The following is a 23,888-nucleotide window of genomic DNA, read 5'->3' as shown; positions in this document are numbered from 1 at the left end:
CGACGACATCAAGACCTACTATCTCGGCGGCACGCCGCTTCCATCGCAACATTTTCCCCAGGAGACCGCAGCATGACCATCCAATCGAAGCAGCCGTCCGATATCCGCAGCGCCGTCCCCCCGGTCGAGCGTCCGTCGGCCAGAGCGCATGTCATCAAGACCGACGCCGAGGCGATCGCTGTGGCGGAAAAACTGGCCGCAGACTTCGCCAAGGACGCCGCCAGGCGGGACCGCGAGCGCATCTGGCCGAAGGAAGAGCTCGATGCGTTTTCGCAGAGCGGCCTGTGGTCGATCAACGTGCCGAAGGCCTATGGCGGACCGGAACTCTCCTATGTGACGCTGTCGAAGGTGATCACCATCATCTCGGCGGCCGATCCGTCGCTCGGCCAGATTCCGCAGAACCATCTCGGCGTCGTCGCCGCCATCCGCACCGTCTCTGATGAGGCCCAGAAGCAGTTGCTCTTCGCCGAAGTTCTGTCCGGCACGCGGTTCGGCAACGCGTTCTCGGAATTCGGCTCCAAGCGGGCGGCCGACTTCGAGACCAAATTCGTCGACGCTGGCGACCACGTCGTGGTCAATGGCCAGAAATTCTATTCCAGCGGCGCGCTGCTCGCCCATCTGGTGCCGATCGTGGCGCTCGATGACGAGGGCCGGGCCTGGTATGCCATCGCCGATCGCGGCGCGCCCGGACTGACGGTCATCGACGACTGGTCGAGCTTCGGCCAGAAGACGACGCTGTCCGGCACAGTCCTGCTGGACAATGTGAAAGTGCCGAAGACGCATCTCGTCCCCGGCTACAAGGGCTATGACCGGCCGACGGCCGACGGCGCCATCTTCCAGATCATCCAGGCTGCTGTCGATCTCGGCATCGCCAACGCGGCGATCGACGAAACCGTCAGCTTCGTGCGCACCAAGTCGCGCGCGTGGATCGACAGCGGCGTCGATCATGCCTGGCAGGATCCCTACACGATCCAGGCGGTCGGCGACCTCCGCCTGCGGGCCAATGCGGCCGAGGCGGTTCTGGACAAGGCCGGCCTTGCGGTCGACCGCGCCGTGGCCGATCCGAACGATAGGACCGTCGCGAAAGCGCAGATCGCGGTTGCCGAATCCAAGATCCTCACCACCGAGATCGCCATCAACGCCACCAACAAACTGTTCGAACTCGCCGGCACGCAATCCACACTGGCCGAGCACAATCTCGACCGGCACTGGCGCAACGCCCGAACCCACACGCTGCACGATCCGGTGCGCTGGAAATACGCGATCCTCGGCAACTATTACCTGAACGACGTCAATCCGCCGCTACACGCCTGGAGCTGAGCGAGAACGCCGTAAAGTCATAGAGGACTGTTCATGAGCACTGCCATCCCCGACAGGATCAAGGTCCTGTGGTTTCTTCCGACCCATGGCGACAGCCGCTATCTCGGCACCTCCGAGGGGGGCAGGGCGGTCGACCTGCCCTATCTGACCCAGGTCGCCAAGGCCGCCGACGCCATCGGCTATTACGGCGCGCTGCTGCCGACCGGCCGAAGTTGCGAGGACAGCTGGGTCGTGGCGTCGGCGCTGGCGCCGTTGACGCAGCGGCTCCGCTTCCTCGTTGCCGTCCGTCCCGGGCTGCAGTCGCCGACGCTCGCGGCGCGGATGACCTCGACGCTCGACCGCATTTCGGGCGGGCGCCTGCTCATCAACGTCGTCACCGGGGGCGACCCGGTCGAGAACAAGGGCGACGGCATCTTCCTCAGCCATGACGAGCGCTATGAGGTGACGCGGGAATTCCTCGATATCTACAAGGCCGTGCTGCGCGGCGAGACCGTTGCCTACGAAGGCAGACATTTCCGCATCGAGGACGGAAGGCTGCTGTTCCCGCCTGTGCAGACGCCGCATCCGCCGCTATATTTCGGCGGCTCGTCGGAGGCGGCCAATGCGGTCGCCGCCGAGCAGATCGATAAATATCTGACCTGGGGCGAACCGCCGGCTGACGTCGCCGCAAAGGTCGACCATGTGCGCGGCCTTGCCGAGAAGGCCGGACGCCAGGTGAGTTTCGGCATCAGGCTGCATGTCATCGTTCGCGAAACCAATGACGAAGCCTGGGCCGATGCCGACCGCCTGATCAGCCGCCTGGACGACAAGACGATCGCCGAGGCGCAGAAGGTTTTCGCGCGCATGGATTCCGTCGGCCAGTCGCGCATGAGCCGGCTGCATGGCGGCCGTCGCGACAAACTCGAAATCAGTCCGAATCTGTGGGCCGGTGTCGGCCTGGTGCGTGGCGGCGCCGGCACCGCTCTGGTCGGCGATGCGGCTACGGTGGCGGCACGGATCGATGAATACCGGCGCATAGGCATCGATACATTCATCCTGTCCGGTTACCCGCATCTGGAGGAAGCCTATCGCTTCGGCGAACTTGTGTTGCCGCAGTTGCCACTCGATCACGAGATCTCAACGCGGCAGACGGCCGTCAACATGGGCCCCTTCGGCGAAACCGTGGCCGGCGACCATCGCCCGTCGGCGCTGCGCGCGAGCCAGTCTTGAGCGCCAGCGCACCGATCGTAGCGATTGTCGGCGGCGGCTTTTCAGGTGCGGCGACTGCGTTTCATCTGGCGCGACTGCTCCCGGCCGGTGCATCCGATATCGTGGTCGTCGAGCCCCGCGAGGGGCTCGGCTATGGTCTGGCTTACTCCACGGCAGATCCGGCGCATCGTATCAATGTGCCGGCGTCGAGAATGACGCTGATCTCCGGCCAGGACAGCCACTTTGCCGACTGGCTGGAGCAGACCAGAGCCATTGTAGACGATGCCGAGGCTATTGCCGCCTACGGAGCACTCTACCCGCAGCGTCGCGTTTTCGGGCGCTATGTGGAATCTCATCTCCGGCCCTTCCTTCTCAGCAAAACGATCCGCCATGTCAGGTCCGCCGTCGCATCGGTCGAGCGCACCGGCGAGGGCTACCGTCTGATCCTCGCTGATGGCGGGGCGCTCGCTGCCGACGCCGTGGTGATTGCGACGACGCATCCGCCGCCGGCCTTGCCGATGCCCCTGAAGTCCGTGGCTGGCACAGCCGGGCTGGTGGCCAATCCCTATGATCTCGAGAGGCTGGAAGCGATCGGCCGCGACGACCGTGTCCTGGTCGTGGGCACCGGACTGACGTCGGCGGACGTGATTGCAACGCTCGACCGCAAGGGGCATCGTGGCCACATCGTCGCGCAGTCACGCCACGGCTATCGCTCGCGCGGCCAAGCCGCGATGCTGGCCGATCCAATTGGCGATTTCACGACCCTTCCTTCACGCAGAGCAACGGCACTATTCAGGCGCATCCGGGTAACGATCCTTGATGCCAAGCGTCGGGGCGAAGACTGGCATCCGGTGCTCGATGCCGTCCGACGTCAGGGACAAACCATCTGGCAGGCCTTGCCGCTGGCCGAGCAGCGACGTGTGGCACGCCATCTTCGTGCGCTCTGGGACGTGCATCGCTTCCGCCTCGCGCCGCAAGGTGCGGACGTGCTCGATCGATGCGTCGCCGAGGGCAAGCTTGCCTATCGCGCCGCAACGATTGTCGGCGCCGAACAGGTCGACGGACGCATTTGCGTCAGGCAGCGGCTGCGTGGCCAACGCAGCCTCGTTGTCGAGGCTTTCGACAGTGTGGTCGTGACGACCGGACCGGCGCACGCCGATATCTTGCGGACCAACACGGCGATTGCGGCGCTCGAGCGGATGGGATTGGTCCGGCTCGACCCGATTGGTCTTGGTTTGGAGACCGACAGCCAAGGCCGTGCGGTCGGCACATCCGGGCGCCCGACCGACAGCATTTTCGTCAGCGGGCCATTGGCGCGAGGCAGCGTCGGCGAACTGATGGGAATTCCCGAAGTCACCGCACATGCCGAGCGCATCGCCGCCGAAATTCACCAATGGTTGGGATACCAAACGGCGTTGCGTTGCAAGGCGTCGTGAAGCTGCAAACATGATGAGGCTATCCAGATGACACTGACCGAACGCGTTCCCCTAGTGGAAACCTTAGTGGAAAGCCGGGTTCCCCTGAAATTTGCGATGCGACACCTGGCCGGAGCTGTCTCCGTGGTCACCGCAGGTGTTGGCGACGAACGGACGGGCGCAACCGTTACCACCGCCCATTCCCTATCGGTCGAACCGGAGGTGATGGTTGTCAGCATCAATCTGAACTCGTCTACCTGGGCAGCCATCAGCCGGCATCGGCATTTCTGCGTGAATGTGCTGCGTGCCGACCAGATCGCGATTGCCGACCGCTTTGCCGGGCGCGGTGGCCTGAAGGGGTCTGCGCGCTACGAGGGCGCTCGCTGGTCCAGCCTTGCAAGCGGCGCACTGGCACTCGACGAGGCGCTTGCCGCGGTCGACTGCACGGTTGAGGATACTATTATTCGCCACAGCCACGCGCTGATCCTCGGCAGCGTCCGGCATGTGGTGAGTGGAGAGCCCGGCCCGGCGCTGATCTATCATCACGGCGCATACGGATCGTCGTAAACGTATTTCGGTTCCTGGTGCTTGACGGCGCAGTGAAGGTCCAGGCATTCAAATGAAGGCTTGATCTAGAATGCCTTGGAGAGAAAACAGTAAAGGCGAGACGGGTCTTTTGGCGTCCAGCCAGAACCGCGGGCTAGAAGTGATTCCCAGCCATTTTGTCGCCCGTCACAATGTTACAAAACTCATCGTAAGTAGTTGATTTTATTATAGATACCTAGAGTTCAATCCTCTCTCGCAGCACCATCGAATTCAGCATGCACCTGTTAGCGTCAACTGGTCGCCGACTGTCTGCAACAGGTGGAGAGCGGAAGTATCATCCCGGGAAATGTCGCCTCAATCGAGGCTGGCCGGCGACGAGAACGGCTGATTGGCGTCGACCACGAAGATGGCCAGCTCATCGAGATCGGTTGTGCCGGCGCTGAACACCTCCATCGGCGTGTTGGCCCCGTGTCCGATCATTGCCGTGCCAGCTTCAGCATAGGTCACTCCGTGGGGCGTTCTCTGGCCGAGCTTGCCGGCCAGCACATAGAAGGCCTCCGGTCCCGGATGCGTATGGATCTTCGTCTTGACGCCGGGCGCTCCACCGGCGCGGTTGACACGCAGCAAATACTCGCTTGCGCTGATCGGAGGGATCGGTCCGATCTCGACGACCTTGGTTCCGCCGGTCGTAGAGCCATCCTTCGGTCCAAGCGTGAACAGCCAGACCTTGCCTGCGACCTCGGCCGCAAGCGAGGTCGGGCCCGCAACGCTTTGGGCTTGCGCCAGCGTTGGCAGATTATCCAGCCGCCAGTACAACGGTCCGGAGGGCAGTTCCTTCACCTTTTTCTCAACCACCGGCTCGACGGCGAATTTGCTGTCTGCGGGCATTGAGGCTGACGTCATCAGCCCGAAAGCACACACCGAGAATATAAGCAGGCCAATACGACGGGCGCTGAGGGAATGCGGCTTCATGGTTGGTCCTCCCTTTCATGGTCGTCCCCTCGACCCAATATTAGCTATAGCATATGTACGGACTTACGGCACGGACCAAGTTTCGAGCGAGCTAAAGCGCCTGCCGCCAAAGAAGACTGTTCATGATGCCAAACCCTCTAGGGAGAGTTTTCAAGCGTTGGAACTAGGTGTCGCGGTGGCATTGGCTGCGATGACGAGTGCCAGCAGCGCAAGGCGTGGCTCCTCCGCGTCGTCAAATGGGTAGCTGACGGCCCCCGTTTAGAGTTCGAAGCAGTCTTGCCCCCAGGCTACTGTGTCTGACGTGAGTCCAACGGTCCAGCCGTCCAAGATCGGCCCGCGCATGGCGGCCAGCCCCGTTCGGGCGGGCGCCCGAAAATGCCTGAGGTGCCAAGCATCTCGCCATGCTAGGAAAATGCCAAGGTCGAGGCACAGCTCCGCTCGCACGCGCCATGATGCGCGCGGGGAAGGCGTTCCAGTCTGCCCTGCTGCAGGCGGCTTAACAAAGCTTGCAGCCGGGAACAACCACTCAACGACTCGCGTTTCTTGCCAAGGCCCGCTTCTTTTGCAACGGGGCGGCGGGCGTCGAAGGCTCGCAAATGTCGCGCCGGCGTTTCAATCGCACTCGCCTCAGCCCTCACGATTTGGCTATTTGTGAACGCGTGTTTGATCAGGTTTGCGCAGATGAGCACATTGACCCTCTAAGCCTGGATGCCGAAGCCTTGGCGGTGATGATTGTCGCAATCTTCCGAAACGTGACTACCAATGAGCGCGAACTGCTGGAGGAAGTTAGGTCTCTTCGTCGCTCAAAAGGCGCAGAGAAGGCGCACTAGCTAGGCGGCGTTCCGAGGCGAATTGTTCTAGTCCCGCATTGGCACAATCGGATTGGCATCTGAATTGCTCATGGAGAATCGCCAGAGTGTAGCCACCGAGCTTGCGAAGGGGACGGAAATGGGCTTAGCCGAAGACTTATCGGATGTCGCGCTCACATTCGAATGTCCGGATTGCTTGCATCCGGCGGTAAGAAAGGGCTCTGCACTAAGAACAATCGCGCACTTCAGATGCGACGGGTGCAACGCCAAGGTGCGGATGACCTATCCGCAGAAGCTCGCGATCTTCGAAAAGCACAGGCTATTGGCCGCAAGCAGCCGGCAAAGCCGCGGGAAGCGATTGTACGCCCCCTACCGGGGCTGATTGCCGCCGACAACACGACACAGAAGGAAAATGCCCAAGGTCAGGGGCACAGATGCGGCCGAAGTGGCTTCGCGACCTCTGCCGCGTGCAGCGACGCGTGCTTAACACTTCCTCATCCGCGCGGCCTTCGCCCCTTTTGACGCATGTTGACCACGGCAATGCCGCCCAATCGGAATAATTCGGGCGAAGGGCTCGTTAGTTCTTTAGGCGGTGCTAAAATACGGCAAAGTGTCCGAATGTCATTTCATGAAGCCCGCCAGACAGGCTGCGGCTCGCTCTGGCCTAACCTCGAAGGGAACCAGGGATGAAAATTTCGACTTCTCTCACAAGACGAAGTGTTGTCGCCGCGCTGGCGCTGGCCGCCGCATCGACGTCGGTATTGCCTGTCGACAAGGCGCTCGCGCAGACGAAGAAAACCACATCCGAGAAAAGTCTGTATGAGCGGCTGGGCGGCGTGTTTGCCATCGCAGCGGTGATCGATCATTTCAGCGACGCCGTCGTGAGGAACCCGATCGTCGGCCAAAGGTCCAAGAATCCGCAGCTGCGCAAATGGCACACCAAGAACCTGGAAAGGTTGCCCGGCCTTAAGTTCATGCGCACGCTGTGGGTCTGCGACGTTTCTGGCGGGCCCTTCAAGTTCGTCGCCACCAAGCCCGGCACGACGCCGCTCGGTCTCGAGGAGGCGCATCGCGACCTGCGGATTTCCCCCGCGGAATTCGATGAGGTCGCAGCCGAACTCGGGCGGACGTTGGATCATTTCAAAATTCCGAAGCCTGAGAAAACCGAAGTCCTGGAAGCTTTCGCCGCCCACAAAGACGAGGTCACCGCCGGCTACGTCAAGCCGGGCTGAAGCGCTTATATCGCGCGGGCATTCGTTCTGAGCATGGCGCGCATCGCCGTGACGATGCGGCGCGGCCGTAGCTCAGCGCGCGCAGTCTTCCGATGGATCCTACTCGGAACCTGCGCGAACTGTTTCCGCGCTGAGCGACCCTTCCGGCAGTGGCAGCATGAGTTCAGCCTCGGACTTCGTCAGATGGATCCATGCCGCCCAGTCCGATGGCCGCAGCACAACCACTTGCCGATTGTGATATGGCGCGACATCCGGCCCCGGATCGGTCGTCAGCATCGTGAACGTCGGCGGCTTGTTGCCGACACCCTCGCGCCACAGCCCGGCAATCGCCATGAACGAATGGCCATTCAGCGTCAACCTGTGCTTGGTTTTTGGATATTTCGCTCCCGTGAATTCGAAGAATGCCGACGCCGGAACGAGACAGCGCTTGCTGTTGCTGAACTGCCGGCCCTCCGAGCGAAAGTTGAATACAGGTCCGCCTTTTGGCCCGGCCGGGGGAAAGCCGAACGTCATCGACGCCAGTTCGATTGCGTCGCCGGCGGCGCGCATTACCGGCGCGGGGTCGTTGATGTGGATGTCATCCGCCTGCGGCAGATCCAATTCGGTTTGATGGCTGGGGATTTTGAGCGCCAGCGATTCCATCATCCGGCAGTATTCGGCCCAGGCGATGTGCTGCTCGTAGTCATTGCACATGGAAAGGCTCCGTACGCTCGACCGAGATCAGTTCAACATAGCGTTTATCGGTTGGCGCCGATTGCTGGCGGATTTGATATAAGCCTATTTGGGCCGGCGTGCGGCAGCGATGGCCTGCAACAGATTGATGCTGTTCACGTCGGGTTCGCTGGATGCGGCAACGGCAAGTGCGGCGGCTTCGGCGATTTTCGCGACGTCGTCGCTGCTGATCGTTCCGCGCTTTTCCAGCAGATTTACAAGTTCGACAACGAGAAGAAAGGCGTTCACGCCATATCGTTCGGCTTTGAGCTCGAACTCGCCTCGAGCCAATTTCTCCGCGTCTCCTTCAGCCCGTTTGTCCACGTGATCGCCCTCTACTTTTGCCGATAACCTATTAACGCTTAGCACGAATGGTTTAATCCTTCGAACTGGCCACAACCTTCGCCAATTGCCGGGCATAGTGTCGCCGGTGGCAAGGGCATGGGTTCAGCCAAGGATGAGACCAACCAACAGAACGGTAAGAATAAAGGACAACACGACGGCAAGTAGCCCGCATGCTTCCAAAGTGTTGGTTTGCCAAGCTTTCGTCGGGCGCCTCCGGTTTGAATTCCCGTTTCGCGAAACAAACTTCATCGGGCACCAGATCGGACGCGGAGCCGGCTTGAATTTGGCAAAGCGCTCCTCTTCATCGGCCCGGAAGGCATCTCCGCGAAACTCCGGAGCACCGTATGCGCGGCGCCGGCCTGCCTTTCATCGACGCGAGCAATCACCAATACGACACCCTCAGCGATCTTCGGCTTGCGCGGCTTCTGGGCAAAATTGGCAAAAGTTCCGAGAAGCACGCCGGCAAAGCCGCCCCAAGCCGCACCGACCAGGGCCATGCCGGTCATCCCCGCAGGATCAACGTCTTGAGCTCCAAAAGCGCTGAAGCCGGCCAACAGACCAGCCGTCGCGCCAAGTGCGGCACCAGCGACGGCACCTCGCCAGAGAGCGCTCATCTCATCTTCGTAATATCCAGCAACGCTGATCGGTTCATCATTGTCATTGTAAGATCCGACGACGCTGATTTGCCGGCGACGAATCCCGGCAGCCTGAAGCCTGGCAACGGCACGTGCTGCCTGGGCATGGGAATTGAACAGCCTGCTGATCGTTTGCATTTACGTCCAGGCCCGCCGCCCGTTCGGAGCGTCGGGGCCTCTCCTCCCTGGCTTGAACTCATCCGCCCGGACGCATCTTCGTCGCGCCAAAGCTCACCACAACGTGAGCCAGCCGGCTACGTTCCTCAGCCGGGGCTTCGGTCCAATCCTTGAGTATCTTGCTTGGGACCTAAGTCTGACCTGCTTGAATGCAACGGGCAGTGAGGCCACGCCGAGAGGGAGCCGTTGCCGAATCGAAGAGGTCGAGGAGAGGGCTAAGGCCTATCGCAGACCCAAAAAGCTCAAAATGGCGATTACGATCACGATGGCGCCGACCAGCCAGATAATGTTGTTCATGATTACGCTCCTTCGCCTCCGGGCGGGGCGCACGCCGGGCGAAGCCCGCCACGCAAGTAGAATATTAGATACGGCTAAAGATTCCTCGCGGGGCCTCGCTGTCGAAAGAGCCCACCGCACCAGTCGGCACGGCGGGCGACGCAGAGTTTCACCCCGGTGGGGGCAGAAGACGGAGTTGCGTCCAGGCTCAGCTGATGCTCCTGGACCAGTTATCAACCTGACGCTCTGCCTCTTCCTTGGCGATGCCATATCGCTCCTGGATGCGTCCCAAGAGCTGGTCCCTATTGCCCTCGATACGATCAAGATCGTCGTCGGTGAGGTCACCCCACTGCTCCTTCGCCTTGCCTTTGAACTGCGTCCATTTTCCCTTGATTTGATCCCAGTTCATATGTTCCTCCTTGCTTCCTGGGCCCGCACTGAAGCGGAGCGCGGACCGATCGGCATTTCAATGTTGGTGACGAATGAAGATTAGCAGCCGCTAAAAGTTCCAGTGCCGGCGCAAAAAGCCCGTCGTGCCCGTGCCGGACTGCGAGCTGATGTTGATGATGCCTGGAGCTTGATGCTCTTTCGCGGCACTGTCTTATGCCGTTGAAGGCGCTGAGCTTCTTGCTGGTTGGCCTTGGCTGGCAAGCCTCGAAAGGCTGCCCGGCAGCATTGTTCTGTCCTTGCCGATCATGAGCACGCCGCTGTCGGGCGCCAACAGCGCCGAGAACGGCAGCATCGCCGCGCCGATCGGCGAGGCCTCGGGGCCGAATTGTCCCGAGACGATTTCCGGCGCCACGATGCCGATGGCGCTGATCCTGTTGAACTGGGTCTGCACCTTTGCCAGCAGCTCGAGATGGATCGGCCGCGGCAGGATGCTGTCGAGAACGATCGCCTCGATGTCGATGACGGAGGTGATGGCGATGATCGCCTCGACCAGCGCATTGGCACAATCGTCGATCCATTCGGACAGCGGCTCGCGCGCCCCCGGCGGCAAGGGATCGAGTTCGCGCACACGGTTGATCTCGATGCCGCGCGATTTGAGATGATTGACCAGCACATAGATCGAAGCGCGATGCAGCAGGCTCTGGTAGCGCGCCGGCTTGGCCGCCACCGAATCGAGGCTTGAAGGCGAGACCGGCAAAGGACCGAGCGCGGCGCTGTTGCCGTGCGGCCCGGTATGGACCTTGCCGCCTTGCACCAGTCCGCCGCCGACAAAGGTGTCGATCGAGATATGCATGAAGTCGCGGAACCGCGCGCCGGTCCCCTGGATGAGTTCGGCGAGTGCGGCCGATGATGCGTCGTTTTCCACGAAGACCGGGGTCTTCGGCTTTGTGGCGAAGAACGTCGTCAGATCAATTGCTTCCCAGCGGCTGCCGAGATCGTCGGGAAAGCCGAGCTCTTCGCTCCAGCCGCCGAGGAAATATGGCGAGGCGATGCCGACGCCGACGATGCTGGCATCGCCAAGCCCCTCGACCAGCTTGTCGAAATTGGCCAGCGACATGTTGCCTGCCTTGAGCACCATGTCGGGATCCGGAAAGCGATATTCGTGCGACTCGCGCGAGCGGACCTCGCCGGCAAAGTCGACGAGCACGGCTTCCAGCGCGCGCCGGCCGATCTTGATGCCGACGCTGTAGATACGCTCAGGTGCAAGTCGGTAGAGAGTGGATGGCGATCCGCGTTGCCCGAACCTTTTTCCCACTTGCTTTACGAATCCGGACGATTCCAGCCCGTCGACAATGGTGGCGACCGCAGCCGGCGTCAGATTTGCGGCGCGCGCCAGATCGGACTTGGATGCCTCCTTCAGGCGGCGAATGGCATCAAGCACGAAGCGCTCGTTATAATGCCGAACCTTGACCGAATTGCTGCCTTTTCCGGACAAAACCGGCGCCTCCCCATTCATTCCCGCAGAGCCACTCCAGCCGCTTGCAGCTTTGAGGCTGCCGCGGGGTCGAGCACTCCAATCGCACCCGTGCGCGACGCGACAGTGCCCTTCGCGGCCATGGAAGTCAATTTTCCAGTTGCGGCATTCGGCCATTTAATATAGCAAATTGAAAAAACGGGACCAGGGAGGAAAGGTGCTGCACTTGGGCGCATTAGGCGAAGCCGACGCCATGGTGAAGAGCGACGCGGCTGTCCCCGTTGCCCTGGTTCAGGCGACAAAAGCCTTCGGCGGCACGATCGCCCTCAAGGACGCGTCCTTCGAATTGCGCTCAGGCGAGGTGCTGGCTCTGCTTGGCGAAAACGGCGCCGGCAAGAGCACTTGCGTAAAGCTGCTGGCCGGCGTGTATCTCCCGACCGGCGGCCATGTCGAAGTCGATGGCAAGCCTGTGGTCTTCCATTCGCCGCACGACGCCCAGGCTGCCGGCATCTCGGTCATGCACCAGCACCCCGGTCTTTTCCCTGATCTTTCGGTGGCGGAGAACATCTATCTCGGCCATATGCCGCGCGACCGCTTCGGCGGCATCGACAACGCCGCCATGCTTGCCGGCGCGCGCAGGGTGCTGGCGACAGTCGGCCTCGACGTGCCGGCCGAAACCCGGCTCGGAATGTTGCGCACCTCCGAACAGCAACTGGTCGAGATCGCCCGCGCCCTGTCGCTCGACGCGCGGGTGCTGATCATGGACGAGCCGACGGCCGCCCTGTCGCAGCGCGAGGTCGAGCGGCTGTTCACTGTCGTCGCCGACCTGCGGCTGCACGGCGTGGCGATGATGTTCGTCGGCCACCGCATGGACGAGATCTTCCGCATCGCCGACCGCATCGCGGTGCTGCGCGACGGGCGTCTCATTGGCGTCAAGCCGAAGGCCGAGCTTGGCCGCGCCGCTGCCATCGGCATGATGGTCGGCCGTGAGGTCACCGACCTCTATCCGCAACGAAGCCACGCCACCGGCGCACTGGTGCTGGAGGCGAGGGGGCTTTCGCACGCCGGTGGCTTTTCCAATATCGACCTCAAGCTCCATGCCGGCGAGGTGCTCGGGCTCGGCGGCCTGGTCGGCAGCGGGCGGACCGAGATCGCGCGCGTGCTGTTCGGAATCGACCAGCCCGATGCCGGCGAAATCCTGATCGACGGCGAAGCAGTGCGCTTCGCGTCGGCACGCGACGCCATGGATGCGCGTATCGCCTATGTCTCTGAAGACCGCATGGGCCAGAGCCTGGTGATGGATTTTTCCATCCTCGACAACGCGGTGCTGCCAGTCCTCGACAAGGCAGCCCGCTCCGGTTTCTACGGCACGAACCGCGCGATCAATCTGGTTTCGGACTGGCTGAAGCGCATGAAGCTTCGCTTTTCCGGCTACGCGCAGCCGGTAAAGGAACTGTCCGGCGGCAACCAGCAGAAGGTGGTGTTGGCCAAATGGCTGCGCACCGAACCGCGCGTCCTCATCCTCGACGAGCCGACGCAAGGCATCGACGTCGGCACCAAGGCGGAAGTGCATGCGATGGTCGCCGACCTTGCCGCCCAGGGCATGGCAATCATCCTGATCTCCTCCGAAATGCCCGAGCTCATCGGCATGTGCGACCGCATCATCGTCCTGCGCGAAGGCCATCGGACGGCCGAATTTGCCAGGGGCGAAGCCACTCAGGAAAAGGTGCTGGAAGCAGCGACCAAGGCCGGCGAAAGCGCCGATGCGGCACAGGCCACCGGCGAGGAGAAGAGAAAAGGACCGCTCGACATACTGAAGCGGCGGGAGTTCGGTCTGCTCGCCGCGATGCTGGCGGTCGCCATCCCGGTCACCATCATCAACCCGCGCATGGTGAGCGCTGCAAACCTGACCGCCGTGTCGATGGATGCCGCCCTGCTCGTCGTTGCGGCACTCGCGCAGATGCTGGTGCTGATCACCCGCAACATCGACCTTTCGATCGCTGCGGTGATCGGCCTGTCGGCTTACATGGCGGCCAGCATGGTCCAGGCCTATCCAGGGCTCGACATCGGCATTGGCCTGATAACCGCATGCGCCGTCGGTGGCGTCGCCGGCCTGATCAACGGCCTCGTCGTCACCAGGGGAAAGATCCCGGCGATCGTCGTCACGCTGGCCTCGATGTCGATCTTCCGCGGCTTCAACTCGATCTGGGCAGCCGGTGACCAGATCAGCGCCGACGAAGTAACGCAAGCTTGGCTCGACATGACCGGCCTGAAGATCGCCGGCGTGCCGCTGATCGTCGTCATCGCGATCGTTATCCTGTGCCTGGGCTACGTGCTGCTCTATCGTACAGCCATCGGGCGCGAACTGTTCGCCGCCGGCTCCAATCCCGACGGCGCGCGTCTTATCGGCATCCCCGTCGACCGCCGCATCCTGCTGGCCTTTGGCATGGCCGGCCTGCTCGGCGGCCTGTGCGGCGCGCTGTGGGCATCCCGCTATGCGACCATCGATGCCCGCGTCGCGCTCGGTTTCGAACTCACCGTGATCGCGTCGGCGGTGGTCGGCGGCGTCGCCATCCGCGGTGGTTCGGGCACGCTGCTCGGCATCATCCTCGGCGCGCTCACGCTGCTCGTCATCAAGAACGGGCTGACGCTGGTGCGCGTCGACCCGCTGTGGCTGCAGGGCGTCTACGGCCTCGTGATCCTGGTCGCCATCGGCATCGACACCTTCATCGTGCGGCGGGCCGAGCAGGCAAGACAGGCGAGGGCGCGGTGAAAAAGTTCCTCCGTTCGATCGACTTCTGGGATCTGCTGCTGGCGACCTCTTGCGTGGCCATCTTCCTCTACGCGGCGATCTTCGTGCCGAATTTCGTTTCCGGCTTCAATCTCTCGCAACTGGCCGCCAGCGCCTCGGAAAAGGCATTGCTGATCCTGCCGATGGCGCTGCTCATCATCACCCGCGAGATCGACCTGTCGATCGCCTCGGTGCTGGCGCTGACGTCCGTCGTCTTTGGCTTGCTGGTCCAGGCCGGTGTGCCGACACTTGCCGCAATCCCGCTGACGCTCGTCATCGGCGGCCTGCTCGGCGCCTTCAACGGCTATCTGGTCTCGGGCCTTGGACTGCAGTCGTTGGTTGTGACGCTCGGCACCATGGCGCTCTATCGAGGCATTGGCTACATCCTGCTCGGCACCGGCTCGGTCAACATCCTGCCGCCCGCGGTCGTCGATTTCGGCATCAACAACCTGCCTGGCACCGAGATACCGTGGACCATCGTGCCCTTCCTGGTGCTGGCGCCGGTGTTTGCGGTCGTGCTGCAGAAGACGCCGACCGGCAAGCGCATCTACGCGCTCGGCGGCAGCCCCGAAGTGGCGCGCTATTCCGGCATAAACACGCGCCGGATGGTGCTGAACCTGTTCGTCGTCTCGGGCGTCGTCGCGGCGATAGCCGGCATCGTCTATACCGCGCGCCTTTCCAACGCCCGCGCCAACAATGCGCTCGGCATGGAGCTCGACGTCATCACCATCGTGCTGCTCGGCGGCGTCAGCGTCTTTGGCGGCAAGGGCCGCCTGACCGGCGTCATGCTGGCACTGGCCCTGATCGCCATCATCCGCAACGTGCTGGCGCTGAACCAGATCGGTGGCGACGCGCAGGGCATGATCATCGGCCTGCTTTTGATCGGCTCGCTGCTGGTCGGCAATTACTGGCGCTCCACACAGGAGATGCTCAGCAGATCCCGCGCAATGCGCGAGACAAAGGGGTGATCTCGGGCCCCTTCCTTCAAGCCCGAATTTTGACGGAGGAGTCACAATGAAAGCGTTTAGATTAGCCCTGCTCGCATCCGCGGTTCTGCTTGCGCAAAGCTCGCTGGCCTTCAGCCAGGAGTGCGCCAAGGAACCCGTAACGGTCGGTTTCCTGCCCAAGCTCGACACGGATCCCTACTTCAAAGTGGCCTTTGGAGGCGCACAAGAGGCAGCCAAGGAAATTGGCGGCACCGCTACCCAGGTCGCCCCATCGCAGGCGACCGCCGAGGCGCAGATCGAATTCATCAACAGCCTTGTCTCGCAGAAGGTCGGAGTCATCGCAATTGCCGGCAACGACGCCAACGCCGTCGCGCCTGCGCTGAAGCGCGCCGTTCAGCAGGGCGTCAGGGTGATTTCGTATGACTCCGATGTGGCCGCCGATGCGCGTGCGGTGTTCGTCAATCAGGTGAAGGGCGACAGCCTCGCCGAGATGATGCTCGAAAGTGCATTCGCCCTCAGCGGCGGTGAAGGCGAATTCGCGATCCTGTCGTCGACGCCGACGGCGACCAACCAGAATGCCTGGATCGACTTCATGAAGGCGAAAATGGCGGCCGAGCCGAAGTTCTCCAAAATGAAGCTGGTGCAGGTGGCCTATGGCGAAGAAAGCGAACAAATCAACCAGCAGCAGGCATTGGCGCTGGTCCAGGCGTTTCCCGATCTCAAGGTGATCATCGTCCCGGCAGGCATCGGCCTTCCGGCGGCCGCGCGTGCACTCGAGGAAGCGGGCATGATCGGCAAGGTCAAGCTGACCGGCCTCGCGCCGGCCACTCTGATCTCGAAATACATCAAGGACGAAGCGGCTCAGGATATCTGGTGGAACGTCACCGATCTTGGCTATCTTACTTATCAGACGGCCCAGGCGTTTGCGCAATGCAAGATCACCGGCAAGGAGGGTGAGAAGTTCACGGCAGGCAGGCTCGGCGAATACACGATTGGCGCCGGCGGCGAACTGATCCTTGGTCCGGCCAAGATCGTGACTCCCGAAAATCTGGCCGAGTTCAAATTCTGATCCTATAGAGCTTGAGTTCTAGGGGGCGCCGGTCCATCCGGCGCCCTTCCCAAAAACCTCTCGAATGAAACAGTGCGGGGCGGCAATGAAGATATTGCTTGCAGGCGAAACCTTTGCAGCGACGACGTCGATCGCCATCGGTAGCGACGTGCTTACAAGTGCGGCCTCGACAAATGGCGCGACGGCCTTCAATGCCGCGCTGGCCACTGAAGGCATCGCGGTCACGCAGATCGGCGGCGAGCGTTGCAGCGCGGAGTTTCCCTATGACCTCGATGGGCTCGCCCAATATCAGGCGGTTGTGATCTCCGACGTCGGCGCCCTGACATTGCTGGTGACGCCGGATGCCCGCACCGGGCGTGTCGGCGTCAACCGCCTCGATGTGCTCAAGGCCTATGTCGAAGGTGGCGGCGGGCTGATGCTGGCCGGCGGTTACATGGGCTTTCAGGGCATGTTCGGGACGGCGCGTTTCCACGACACCCCGGTCGAGGACGTTCTGCCGGTCCGTTGCCTACCCTACTGTGACGGCATGGAGGTGCCGCAAGGCCTGCAGGCCTCCATCCTGCAGTCGTCACATCCGATTTTTTCCGGGGTGGAGGGGCCTTTGCCGCCGATTCTCGGCATGAACAAGCTGGAATTCAGGCGCGACGGTTCGTCCCGGCTTCTGGCGACCTGCCCCCATCGCGGCACCGACTGGCCGCTCCTTGCCGTCGATAGCCATGGCCGCGGCCGCACGATTGCCTGGGCAACCGATATCGGCCCGCATTGGCTCTCGCAGGATTTCCTCGCGTGGCCGTTCTACGGAAGACTGATGGCGAATATGGTCCGTTGGCTTGCCGGCAATGAATGAGGAAGCCGGACACTAGGTTTGACCCAGTGCGGTTGTCCTGGCGCGGCCGATGCCGCGCGAGGCGCCGGTGACCACCACCACCTCGTCGGCTAGGTCGAATTTCGGCGTGAACTCATTTGCCATGCAATTCCACCTTGTTCTTCAAATCGGACCGGCTGCCATGTCGAACCGAATAGGCTCGCGTGAATTCGGCGCCCAGCAGAAATATCTCCGCTGAATAATAGACCCATAACAGCACGACGAGCAGGGCGCCGGCCGCGCCGTATGATGATGAGATGGCGCTGGTTCCGATATACCAGCCAATCAGCGACTTGCCGATGGTGAACAGAAACCCGGTGACCGCGGCGCCGATGCCGACATCGCGCCATTGCAGGCTGCGGTCCGGCAGCACCTTGTAGATTGCGGCAAACAGCAGTGTGATCAGGGCAAACGAGACGATCCCGTTGATGGCGCTCAGGATGATGGTGCCGAACGGCAGGTCGGCGTTGATGACCTCTCCGAGCGCCGAAATTGCAGCGCTTACGACCAGCGACACCAGCAGCAGGAAACCAAGCGCGGCGACCAGGCCCAGGCTTGCAATGCGTGCCCGCACCATTCGTGAAATCGTTGCCCCGCTCGGTTTGACTTTCCATATTTCGTTCAGCGCCAGCTGCATTTCACCGAACACGCCGGATGCGGCGACGAACAGCGTGACCAGCCCCAGAATGCTGGCAAGGGTTCCCGCTTCCTTCTGCGAGGCATTCTCGATCGTCGCCTGCAGCAGCTCGGCACTTTGCGGCCCCATCAGGCCAGCGATCTGTGCCGAAAGGGCGAGTTGCGCCGCCTCGTGCCCGAAGGCCATGCCGGCAATTGCGACAACGATGAGCAGGATCGGCGCAAGCGAGGTCGTGGCATAGAACGCTATCGCCGCCCCATGGCTCAGCGCATTGTCGTCGATGAAGCCGATGACGCTCTGCTTGAGGAGCCTCCAGCCCTCTGCTGCCAAATTCCACATGTAGGCCTCGCATGCCTGTCAACAAACAAGTAGCGGCCGCGCAGCGCTGGGCGAGGGGCGAGAGGCCGGCGGGACAGGAGGGGGCGCGGAGCAGCATGACATTCCTGCCTCCCTTCCCCACGACAAGAACGCCTCTTGCCCGAACACTTGCCACGCGCCGGCCATCATGATGCCATGCCGTTGCGGAAGATGGCGCGCTGGGTTTGGGGTGGGACGACGATGCTGTTTTCAGGGGCAACAGGGCGCATAGGCGTGGCGTTTGCCGCGCTGCTTGCACTTTTGTGCGCGCTGGTTCCTGCGCGGGCTGAAGAGCCGAAGGCGCTTAAGGGCGTCGCGCTCGTCATCGGGCAGTCCGATTATGAGCATGTCGGCAAGCTGCCCAATCCGGAAAACGACGCCCGCGCCATCGAGGATATGTTCGACAGGCTCGGCTTCGAAACCGATGTCGCGACCAATCGCGACGCGCGCAAATTGCGACGCGACCTCGAAGGCTTCGTCGACGATGCCGAGGGTGCCGACGTCGCCATTATCTACTATTCCGGCCACGGCATCGAAGCCGGCGGCGAGAATTTCCTGGTGCCGGTCGATACCGACATTACAGCGCTCGACGATGCCGGCGAGAAGCTGGTGCCGCTGTCATCGATCGTGGCCGAGCTGAAGGCCAAGGTGCCGGTCACCATCGTGCTGCTCGATGCCTGCCGCAACGATCCGTTTCCACCGGGCACGCTGCTCAAACTGACGCCGGGCGAAGCGGGCAAGCCGATCGGCGCCGGCGGCCTTGGCGAAACCCGCAGCGTCGTGGCGCTGAACGGCAGAGCGCCGGCCAAGGGTGCGGCGGATGACAGCCTGGGCCAGGTCATCGGCTTTGCCGCCGAGCCCGGCAAGGTGGCGCTCGACGGTCCCGCAGACGGCAACAGCCCCTATGCGGCAGCCATATTACGTCACATCGACATGATGGGCGGCGAGGAATTCGGCACCGTGCTGCGCATGGTCGGCGAGGAGGTCTATCTCAAGACCGGCGGCCGGCAGCGGCCGTGGGTCAATGAGAGCCTGCGCCGGCTGCTCTATTTCGGTACGCCCGCCGAGGTGCCGAAAGGCGAAGAGGGCGAGATCCTCTCAGAGCGTCGCCGGCTGCTGGTGACGATCTCGACGTTGCCCGACCCGCAACGCCGCCAGATCGAGACGATCGCCCGCGACGGCGGCGTACCGATGGATGCGCTCTACGCCATGCTGAAGACGCTGGGCACCGAGAAACCCAGGGATGCGGCCGAGCTCGACAAATTGCTGCGCGGCCAGACCGAGCGGCTGAAACAGGTGCTGGCCGAGCAGGCGACGCTGAAGAGCCAGGATCCGGAAATCGTGCGGCTTTCAAGACTGGCCGAGCAGGCGGTGCAAGAAGGCGCACTCGAAGCAGCGCAGAAAATCCATGAACAGGCCAAGGCCCGCGTTGGCGAACTGTCGAAGACCGTCGACCAGGCCGAAGCCGACCTCAAGGCGCGTCGTTTCGAGTTTGCCGAGGTTTTCGGCGACAGCGCCAAAACCTACGAAATTTCCTTCAGCTATCAGGCGGCAGCACTGGATTATGCCAAGGCCTATGAGCAGGTCGATAAATGGGACGACCATCAAGCCTGGTTCTACAAGGCAGCCGAGGCCCAGGCGCTCTCCGCGCACGGTTCTTTCTCTGGCGACAATGCCTTTCTGGTGCAGGCGGTCGCTGCCTATGAAATAGCGCTGACCTATGTGTCGCGCGAAAACAGCCCGCGGCAATGGGCTGCCACGCAAAACAATCTCGCCACCACACTGTCGACGCTGGGCGAACGCGAGGCCGGTCGCGAAAACCTCGACAAGGCGGCTGCCGCCTTCGACCAGGCGCTGACCGTCTACACACGCGACGCCGATCCGGACGACTGGGCCTCGACGCTTGGCAATCTCGGCACCGTCTATTGGCGGCTCGGCCAGCGCGAGAATGGTATCGCACTGCTCGACAAGGCCGTCGCCTCCTTCCGCGCGGCGCTCGCGGTGCAAGCGGCGAAAAAAATGCCGCTCGAATGGGCGGCGACTGAGAATAATCTCGGCATCGTGCTGTCCGAGATCGGCGAGCGCCAGGCCACGACCGACAGTTTCCGCGCTTCGATCGAAGCGCATCGCGCCGCGCTGACCGAATACCGCAGGGAGCGCGTCCCTCTCGACTGGGCGTTGAGCCAGGTCAATCTCGGCGCGGCTTTGTTTCGCCTTGGCGAGCGTGAAAAAGACGTGCCGACGCTTGAGCAGGCGGTGGCCGCCTATCAGGCGGCGACCGAGGAAATGACGCGCGAGCGCGCCCCGGCGCAATGGGCGACGATCCAGAATAATTTGAGCTCGGCGCTGGAATCTATCGGCCAGATCAATGGTGACATCGCCAAGCTTCAGCGTGCTCGAGAGGCGGCAGAGGCCGCACTGACGGTATGGACGCGCGAGCATGCGCCGGCGAGCTGGGCGAACGGCCAGTTGACGCTTGGCAATGCCTTGCAGCGTCTCGGCGCCAGGCAGGAAGGCAACGACGCGCTGCTCGAGGCGATCGCTGCCTATGAGGCCGCACTTTCTGAATATCCGCGCGAGAAGCTTCCGCTCGACTGGGCTTCGTTGAAGCAGAATCAGGCTCGGTCTATGCGACGCTTGGCGATCGGGACACCGGCATCGACTATCTCCGGAAGTCGGCGTCCGCCTTTCGCGAGGCCTCGCAGATCTATACCGCCGCCGCTGCTCCAATCGAGTTTGCTTCGATCGAGCACAGTCTCGGCAACACTTTGTCGACCTGGGGCGACCGCGCCAGCGACAAAGCGGTGCTGGAACAAGCGGTCGCCGCCTATGGTGCAGCGCTCACCGTGCGAAGCAAGGACAGCGCCCCGAAGGACTGGGCGAAGACGCAGTACCGGCTGGGTGCAGCACTTTCCATGCTCGGCAAGGCCAATGGCGGTCCGGACGAGGCGCTCCAGCGCTCGGCGGCGGCCTATCGTGCGGCGCTCGAGGTGCAGAGCCGTGACAGCGATCCTGACGCCTGGGCGGCAACGCAATGGGGCCTGGGCCACGTGCTCCTGGTGTTGGGCGACCGCACGCAGGACGGCGAAGCGTTCCGCCAGTCGGCGACGGCGCTAGAAGCGGCGCTGCCCTTCTACGACCTCGCCACGGTGCCGGAAGATCACGCCCAGCTGCAGAACGAACTAGGCACTGCCTATTACTACCTTGCCGGCAGCGCCAATGACCCATCGCTCTACCAGAAGGCGGCGGCCGCGCATGAAAAGGCACTGGCCGTCTATGCCACGTTGCCCGACCGCTCGCTCTGGGCCTCGGTCGAAGGCGACCTCGGCAATGCCCGCATGATGCAGGCAAACGCCAGTTCCGACCCGGATGCCATGGCCAAGTCTGTCCAGGCCTATGAGGCGGCACTGACGGTGATGACCCGCGACAGGGATGCCGACGAATGGCTGCGCAACCAGGCAAACTTGGCCAGCGCGCTGTCGACGCTGGGCTACTGGCGCGGTGACGTCCCCCTGCTGAAGCGCTCGGCCGGCATCTATCGCTCGATCCAGAGCGTGCGCACGCGCGACCGCGCCCCCGAACCCTGGGCCAGCACGCAGGCAAGCCTGGCCAATGTGCTTGGCATGATCGGCGCGAAAGAGCCTTCGCCGGCTTTGTTCGCCGAGGCGGTCGCCGTCAACCGGGCGTTGGCAGACCAGGTCGGCCGCGACCGCGACCCCGACCGCTGGGCGAGCCTGCAAAACGAGATCGGCTATCAGCTGACGCTCGCCGGCCGCGCCGAAAACAACGTCGCCAAATTCGAGGAGGCAGTGCCGATCCTGCGCGAGGCGATCGCTGTGCAGAAGAAGATCGGTTCGGTGCCGGGCGTCGCCTTCACCGAGGACAGCCTGTGCGATGTGCTTACCGATCTGGGTGCTGCCCGCAAGCAGAAGGCAATGGTCGAGGAAGCGATAGGCGCCTGCGAGCATGCGCTCGTCATCTTCAGTGAGCGCAAGATGGACGACCTTGCCGCCGGCTCCGCCAAGAACCTTGCCGAGGCAAAAGCCTTGCTGGCCGAATTGCAATAGCGCACAGGAAAAGGTGGCCGCGGCCGGTTTCGATTGGCAATGGGTTGCCGTTCCCTGCTATTCCCGCTTCATAATGCATGTCGCCCAAAAGTGTGCCGCGGTTTTGGGACAACGACATGCATAAAAACAAAGACTTAAAGCAGTGGACGTTCCAGTATGACCAATGTCGCCTTGACCGGGCTTGCCCGCGATCTTGCCAAGCGCGCCGCGGAAGGCCGCCCGGTGCGCATCGGCGTTATCGGTTCGGGCGAGATGGGCACCGACCTGGTGACGCAAGGCATGCTGATGCCGGGCATTTCGGTTTGCGCGATCTCGACGCGCCGCCCGCATACGGCGCGTGACGCCATCCGCATTGCTTATGGCGATCAGGCGATGGCAGCCGAAGCGGACAGCGCTTCGAAGGTCAGCCAGGCGATCGAAAACGGCAAGATCGCCGTCACCTCGAACGAAATGCTGGTCACCAATCCGCTTATCGATGTCGTCATCGATGCCACCGGCAAGCCCGGGGTCGCCGCCGATTTCGACCTGATGGCGATGCAGCACGGCAAGCACCTAGTGATGATGAATGTCGAGGCCGACGTTACCATCGGCTGCTATCTGAAGCAGCAGGCCGACCGGCTCGGCGTCGTCTATTCGGTCGGCGCCGGCGACGAGCCGTCGAGCTGCATGGAGCTGATCGAGTTCGCCTCGGCGCTCGGCTACACCATCGTCTCCGCCGGCAAGGGCAAGAACAACCCTCTCAACCACGACGCCGTTCCCGACGACTACCGCGAGGAAGCGCTGCGCCGCAACATGAATCCGCGCATGCTGGTCGAGTTCGTCGACGGCTCGAAAACCATGGTCGAGATGTGCGCCATTGCCAACGCCACCGGGCTGGTGCCCGACGTTCCCGGCATGCACGGCCCCAAGGCCGATCGCGACGAGCTGGTCAAGGTGCTGATCCCGCGCGAGCAGGGCGGCATTCTGTCGAAGAAGGGCGTCGTCGACTACACCGTCGGCAAGGGCGTGGCGCCCGGTGTCTTCGTCATCGTCGAGGCGACGCATCCGCGCATCATCGAGCGCATGGACGATCTGCATATCGGCCACGGTCCCTATTACAGCTTCTTCAGGCCCTACCATCTGACCTCGCTGGAAGTGCCGCTGACGGCCGCTCGCATCGCGCTTTACGGCAAGCCCGACATGGTGCCGCTGCCGCGGCCGGTGGCCGAGGTCTGCGCGGTGGCCAAGCAGGATCTGGCGGCAGGCGAGGTTTTCGACGCGATCGGCGAGACCTGCTACCGCTCCTGGACCATGACCGTCGAAGAAGCCCGCGCCCATCGCGCCGTGCCGGTCGGTCTGCTCGAAGGCGGCAAGGTGCTGAAACCGGTGAGGAAAGGCGAATTGCTCACCGCCGACAGTGCCGCGCCCGACCCGACGACCGGGCTATTCGCCTTGCGCCGGCTGCAGGACGAGATGCTGTATGGGAATCTTGGTGATGGCTGAAATTCGTGAATCCGAGTTGAAGCGGGAAAAAGGGACGCCTTTCTCTGGCAGAGCAGCTCGCGGCCATTGCCGATGATTCTCAAAGCTCACATGAGGAGTGATGCGTCAAGGCAAGTTCATTTGTCCATGGCGAAACCTTTCAGGGTGCTTCATCGGTATCCAAAGTCTGAGCCATTTCGCTCG

The 23,888-nt window shown here is 62.6% G+C and carries 20 protein-coding genes; 15 read left to right on the top strand and 5 right to left on the bottom strand.

Features of this window, described 5'->3' with window-relative positions:
- The first annotated feature begins 72 nt into the window (after positions 1 to 72).
- The 4 genes from NKI08_RS32805 to NKI08_RS32790 are packed head-to-tail and all read left to right on the top strand — an operon-like array spanning position 73 to position 4,490.
- Positions 73 to 1,320, top strand: a complete 1,248-nt coding sequence (locus NKI08_RS32805) for an SfnB family sulfur acquisition oxidoreductase (RefSeq protein ID WP_352775411.1) — start codon at positions 73 to 75, stop codon at positions 1,318 to 1,320.
- Between the two features lie 33 nt (positions 1,321 to 1,353).
- Positions 1,354 to 2,529 carry an FMNH2-dependent alkanesulfonate monooxygenase gene (gene ssuD / locus NKI08_RS32800; protein ID WP_352503581.1) on the top strand — a complete coding sequence of 392 codons (1,176 nt, stop codon included), beginning with the start codon at positions 1,354 to 1,356 and terminating at the stop codon, positions 2,527 to 2,529.
- On the top strand, positions 2,526 to 3,944 hold the full coding sequence (locus tag NKI08_RS32795) for an FAD/NAD(P)-binding protein (RefSeq protein WP_352775410.1): 1,419 nt from the start codon (positions 2,526 to 2,528) through the stop codon (positions 3,942 to 3,944). Before ssuD ends, NKI08_RS32795 begins: the two co-directional genes overlap by 4 nt.
- A gap of 27 nt (positions 3,945 to 3,971) precedes the next feature.
- Entirely contained in the window at positions 3,972 to 4,490 is a 519-nt protein-coding gene (locus NKI08_RS32790) for a flavin reductase family protein (RefSeq protein ID WP_352541737.1), read from the top strand.
- Positions 4,491 to 4,823: 333 nt separating this feature from the next.
- Here the strand turns inward: NKI08_RS32790 and NKI08_RS32785 are convergent, their stop codons facing one another.
- A complete protein-coding gene (locus NKI08_RS32785; RefSeq protein ID WP_352453637.1) occupies positions 4,824 to 5,441 on the bottom strand; it encodes a cupin domain-containing protein in 618 nt (205 codons plus the stop codon).
- 506 nt (positions 5,442 to 5,947) lie between these two features.
- Between NKI08_RS32785 and NKI08_RS32780 the strand changes: the two genes are divergently transcribed.
- Together NKI08_RS32780 and NKI08_RS32775 are read left to right on the top strand one after the other, a co-directional pair.
- Positions 5,948 to 6,271 (top strand): hypothetical protein, encoded by a 324-nt coding sequence (locus NKI08_RS32780; protein ID WP_352453636.1) that lies wholly within the window; start codon positions 5,948 to 5,950, stop codon positions 6,269 to 6,271.
- A 665-nt stretch (positions 6,272 to 6,936) separates the two neighbouring features.
- Complete coding sequence (locus NKI08_RS32775) at positions 6,937 to 7,482, top strand: group I truncated hemoglobin (RefSeq protein WP_352768066.1); 546 nt, start codon at positions 6,937 to 6,939, stop codon at positions 7,480 to 7,482.
- A 99-nt stretch (positions 7,483 to 7,581) separates the two neighbouring features.
- Here the strand turns inward: NKI08_RS32775 and NKI08_RS32770 are convergent, their stop codons facing one another.
- A complete protein-coding gene (locus NKI08_RS32770) occupies positions 7,582 to 8,175 on the bottom strand; it encodes an SOS response-associated peptidase (RefSeq protein ID WP_352768069.1) in 594 nt (197 codons plus the stop codon).
- Positions 8,176 to 8,226: 51 nt separating this feature from the next.
- Here NKI08_RS32770 and NKI08_RS32765 point away from each other — a divergent pair, with 51 nt between their 5' ends.
- The gene (locus NKI08_RS32765) at positions 8,227 to 8,544 is read left to right on the top strand and encodes a hypothetical protein (RefSeq protein WP_352503586.1); all 318 of its coding nucleotides are present in this window, start codon (positions 8,227 to 8,229) and stop codon (positions 8,542 to 8,544) included.
- Between the two features lie 338 nt (positions 8,545 to 8,882).
- Positions 8,883 to 9,464, top strand: a complete 582-nt coding sequence (locus tag NKI08_RS32760; RefSeq protein ID WP_352457052.1) for a hypothetical protein — start codon at positions 8,883 to 8,885, stop codon at positions 9,462 to 9,464.
- A 370-nt stretch (positions 9,465 to 9,834) separates the two neighbouring features.
- Here the strand turns inward: NKI08_RS32760 and NKI08_RS32755 are convergent, their stop codons facing one another.
- Entirely contained in the window at positions 9,835 to 10,035 is a 201-nt protein-coding gene (locus tag NKI08_RS32755) for a CsbD family protein (protein WP_023719429.1), read from the bottom strand.
- Between the two features lie 192 nt (positions 10,036 to 10,227).
- Positions 10,228 to 11,511, bottom strand: coding sequence for an ROK family transcriptional regulator (locus tag NKI08_RS32750; RefSeq protein WP_023677417.1), 1,284 nt, complete (start codon positions 11,509 to 11,511; stop codon positions 10,228 to 10,230).
- A gap of 196 nt (positions 11,512 to 11,707) precedes the next feature.
- Here NKI08_RS32750 and NKI08_RS32745 point away from each other — a divergent pair, with 196 nt between their 5' ends.
- The 4 genes from NKI08_RS32745 (at position 11,708) to NKI08_RS32730 (ending at position 17,144) form a co-directional block, all read left to right on the top strand.
- The gene (locus NKI08_RS32745) at positions 11,708 to 14,263 is read left to right on the top strand and encodes an ATP-binding cassette domain-containing protein (protein WP_352768073.1); all 2,556 of its coding nucleotides are present in this window, start codon (positions 11,708 to 11,710) and stop codon (positions 14,261 to 14,263) included.
- A complete protein-coding gene (locus tag NKI08_RS32740) occupies positions 14,260 to 15,249 on the top strand; it encodes an ABC transporter permease (RefSeq protein ID WP_352768076.1) in 990 nt (329 codons plus the stop codon). Before NKI08_RS32745 ends, NKI08_RS32740 begins: the two co-directional genes overlap by 4 nt.
- Positions 15,250 to 15,295: 46 nt before the next feature.
- Positions 15,296 to 16,297 (top strand): rhamnose ABC transporter substrate-binding protein, encoded by a 1,002-nt coding sequence (locus NKI08_RS32735; protein WP_352686514.1) that lies wholly within the window; start codon positions 15,296 to 15,298, stop codon positions 16,295 to 16,297.
- A gap of 85 nt (positions 16,298 to 16,382) precedes the next feature.
- Positions 16,383 to 17,144, top strand: coding sequence for a glutamine amidotransferase (locus NKI08_RS32730; RefSeq protein ID WP_352775400.1), 762 nt, complete (start codon positions 16,383 to 16,385; stop codon positions 17,142 to 17,144).
- A 112-nt stretch (positions 17,145 to 17,256) separates the two neighbouring features.
- Here NKI08_RS32730 and NKI08_RS32725 read toward each other — a convergent pair whose 3' ends face one another.
- Positions 17,257 to 18,138, bottom strand: a complete 882-nt coding sequence (locus NKI08_RS32725; protein WP_352503594.1) for a YihY/virulence factor BrkB family protein — start codon at positions 18,136 to 18,138, stop codon at positions 17,257 to 17,259.
- Positions 18,139 to 18,273: 135 nt separating this feature from the next.
- Here NKI08_RS32725 and NKI08_RS32720 point away from each other — a divergent pair, with 135 nt between their 5' ends.
- The 3 genes from NKI08_RS32720 to NKI08_RS32710 all read left to right on the top strand — a co-directional run bounded on the left by NKI08_RS32720 (position 18,274) and on the right by NKI08_RS32710 (position 23,705).
- Positions 18,274 to 21,273, top strand: a complete 3,000-nt coding sequence (locus tag NKI08_RS32720) for a caspase family protein (protein WP_352775397.1) — start codon at positions 18,274 to 18,276, stop codon at positions 21,271 to 21,273.
- Positions 21,207 to 22,223 carry a hypothetical protein gene (locus tag NKI08_RS32715; RefSeq protein WP_352775394.1) on the top strand — a complete coding sequence of 339 codons (1,017 nt, stop codon included), beginning with the start codon at positions 21,207 to 21,209 and terminating at the stop codon, positions 22,221 to 22,223. Before NKI08_RS32720 ends, NKI08_RS32715 begins: the two co-directional genes overlap by 67 nt.
- Positions 22,224 to 22,379: 156 nt before the next feature.
- Positions 22,380 to 23,705, top strand: coding sequence for an NAD(P)H-dependent oxidoreductase (locus NKI08_RS32710; protein WP_352775391.1), 1,326 nt, complete (start codon positions 22,380 to 22,382; stop codon positions 23,703 to 23,705).
- Positions 23,706 to 23,888 lie beyond the last annotated feature (183 nt).

The sequence above is a fragment of the Mesorhizobium sp. M0768 genome, assembly GCF_040320195.1.
In the GTDB taxonomy this organism is placed as follows: Bacteria; Pseudomonadota; Alphaproteobacteria; order Rhizobiales; family Rhizobiaceae; genus Mesorhizobium.
Note: the sequence above shows the minus strand (reverse complement) of the source record. Positions and strands in the feature narration are given on the sequence as shown.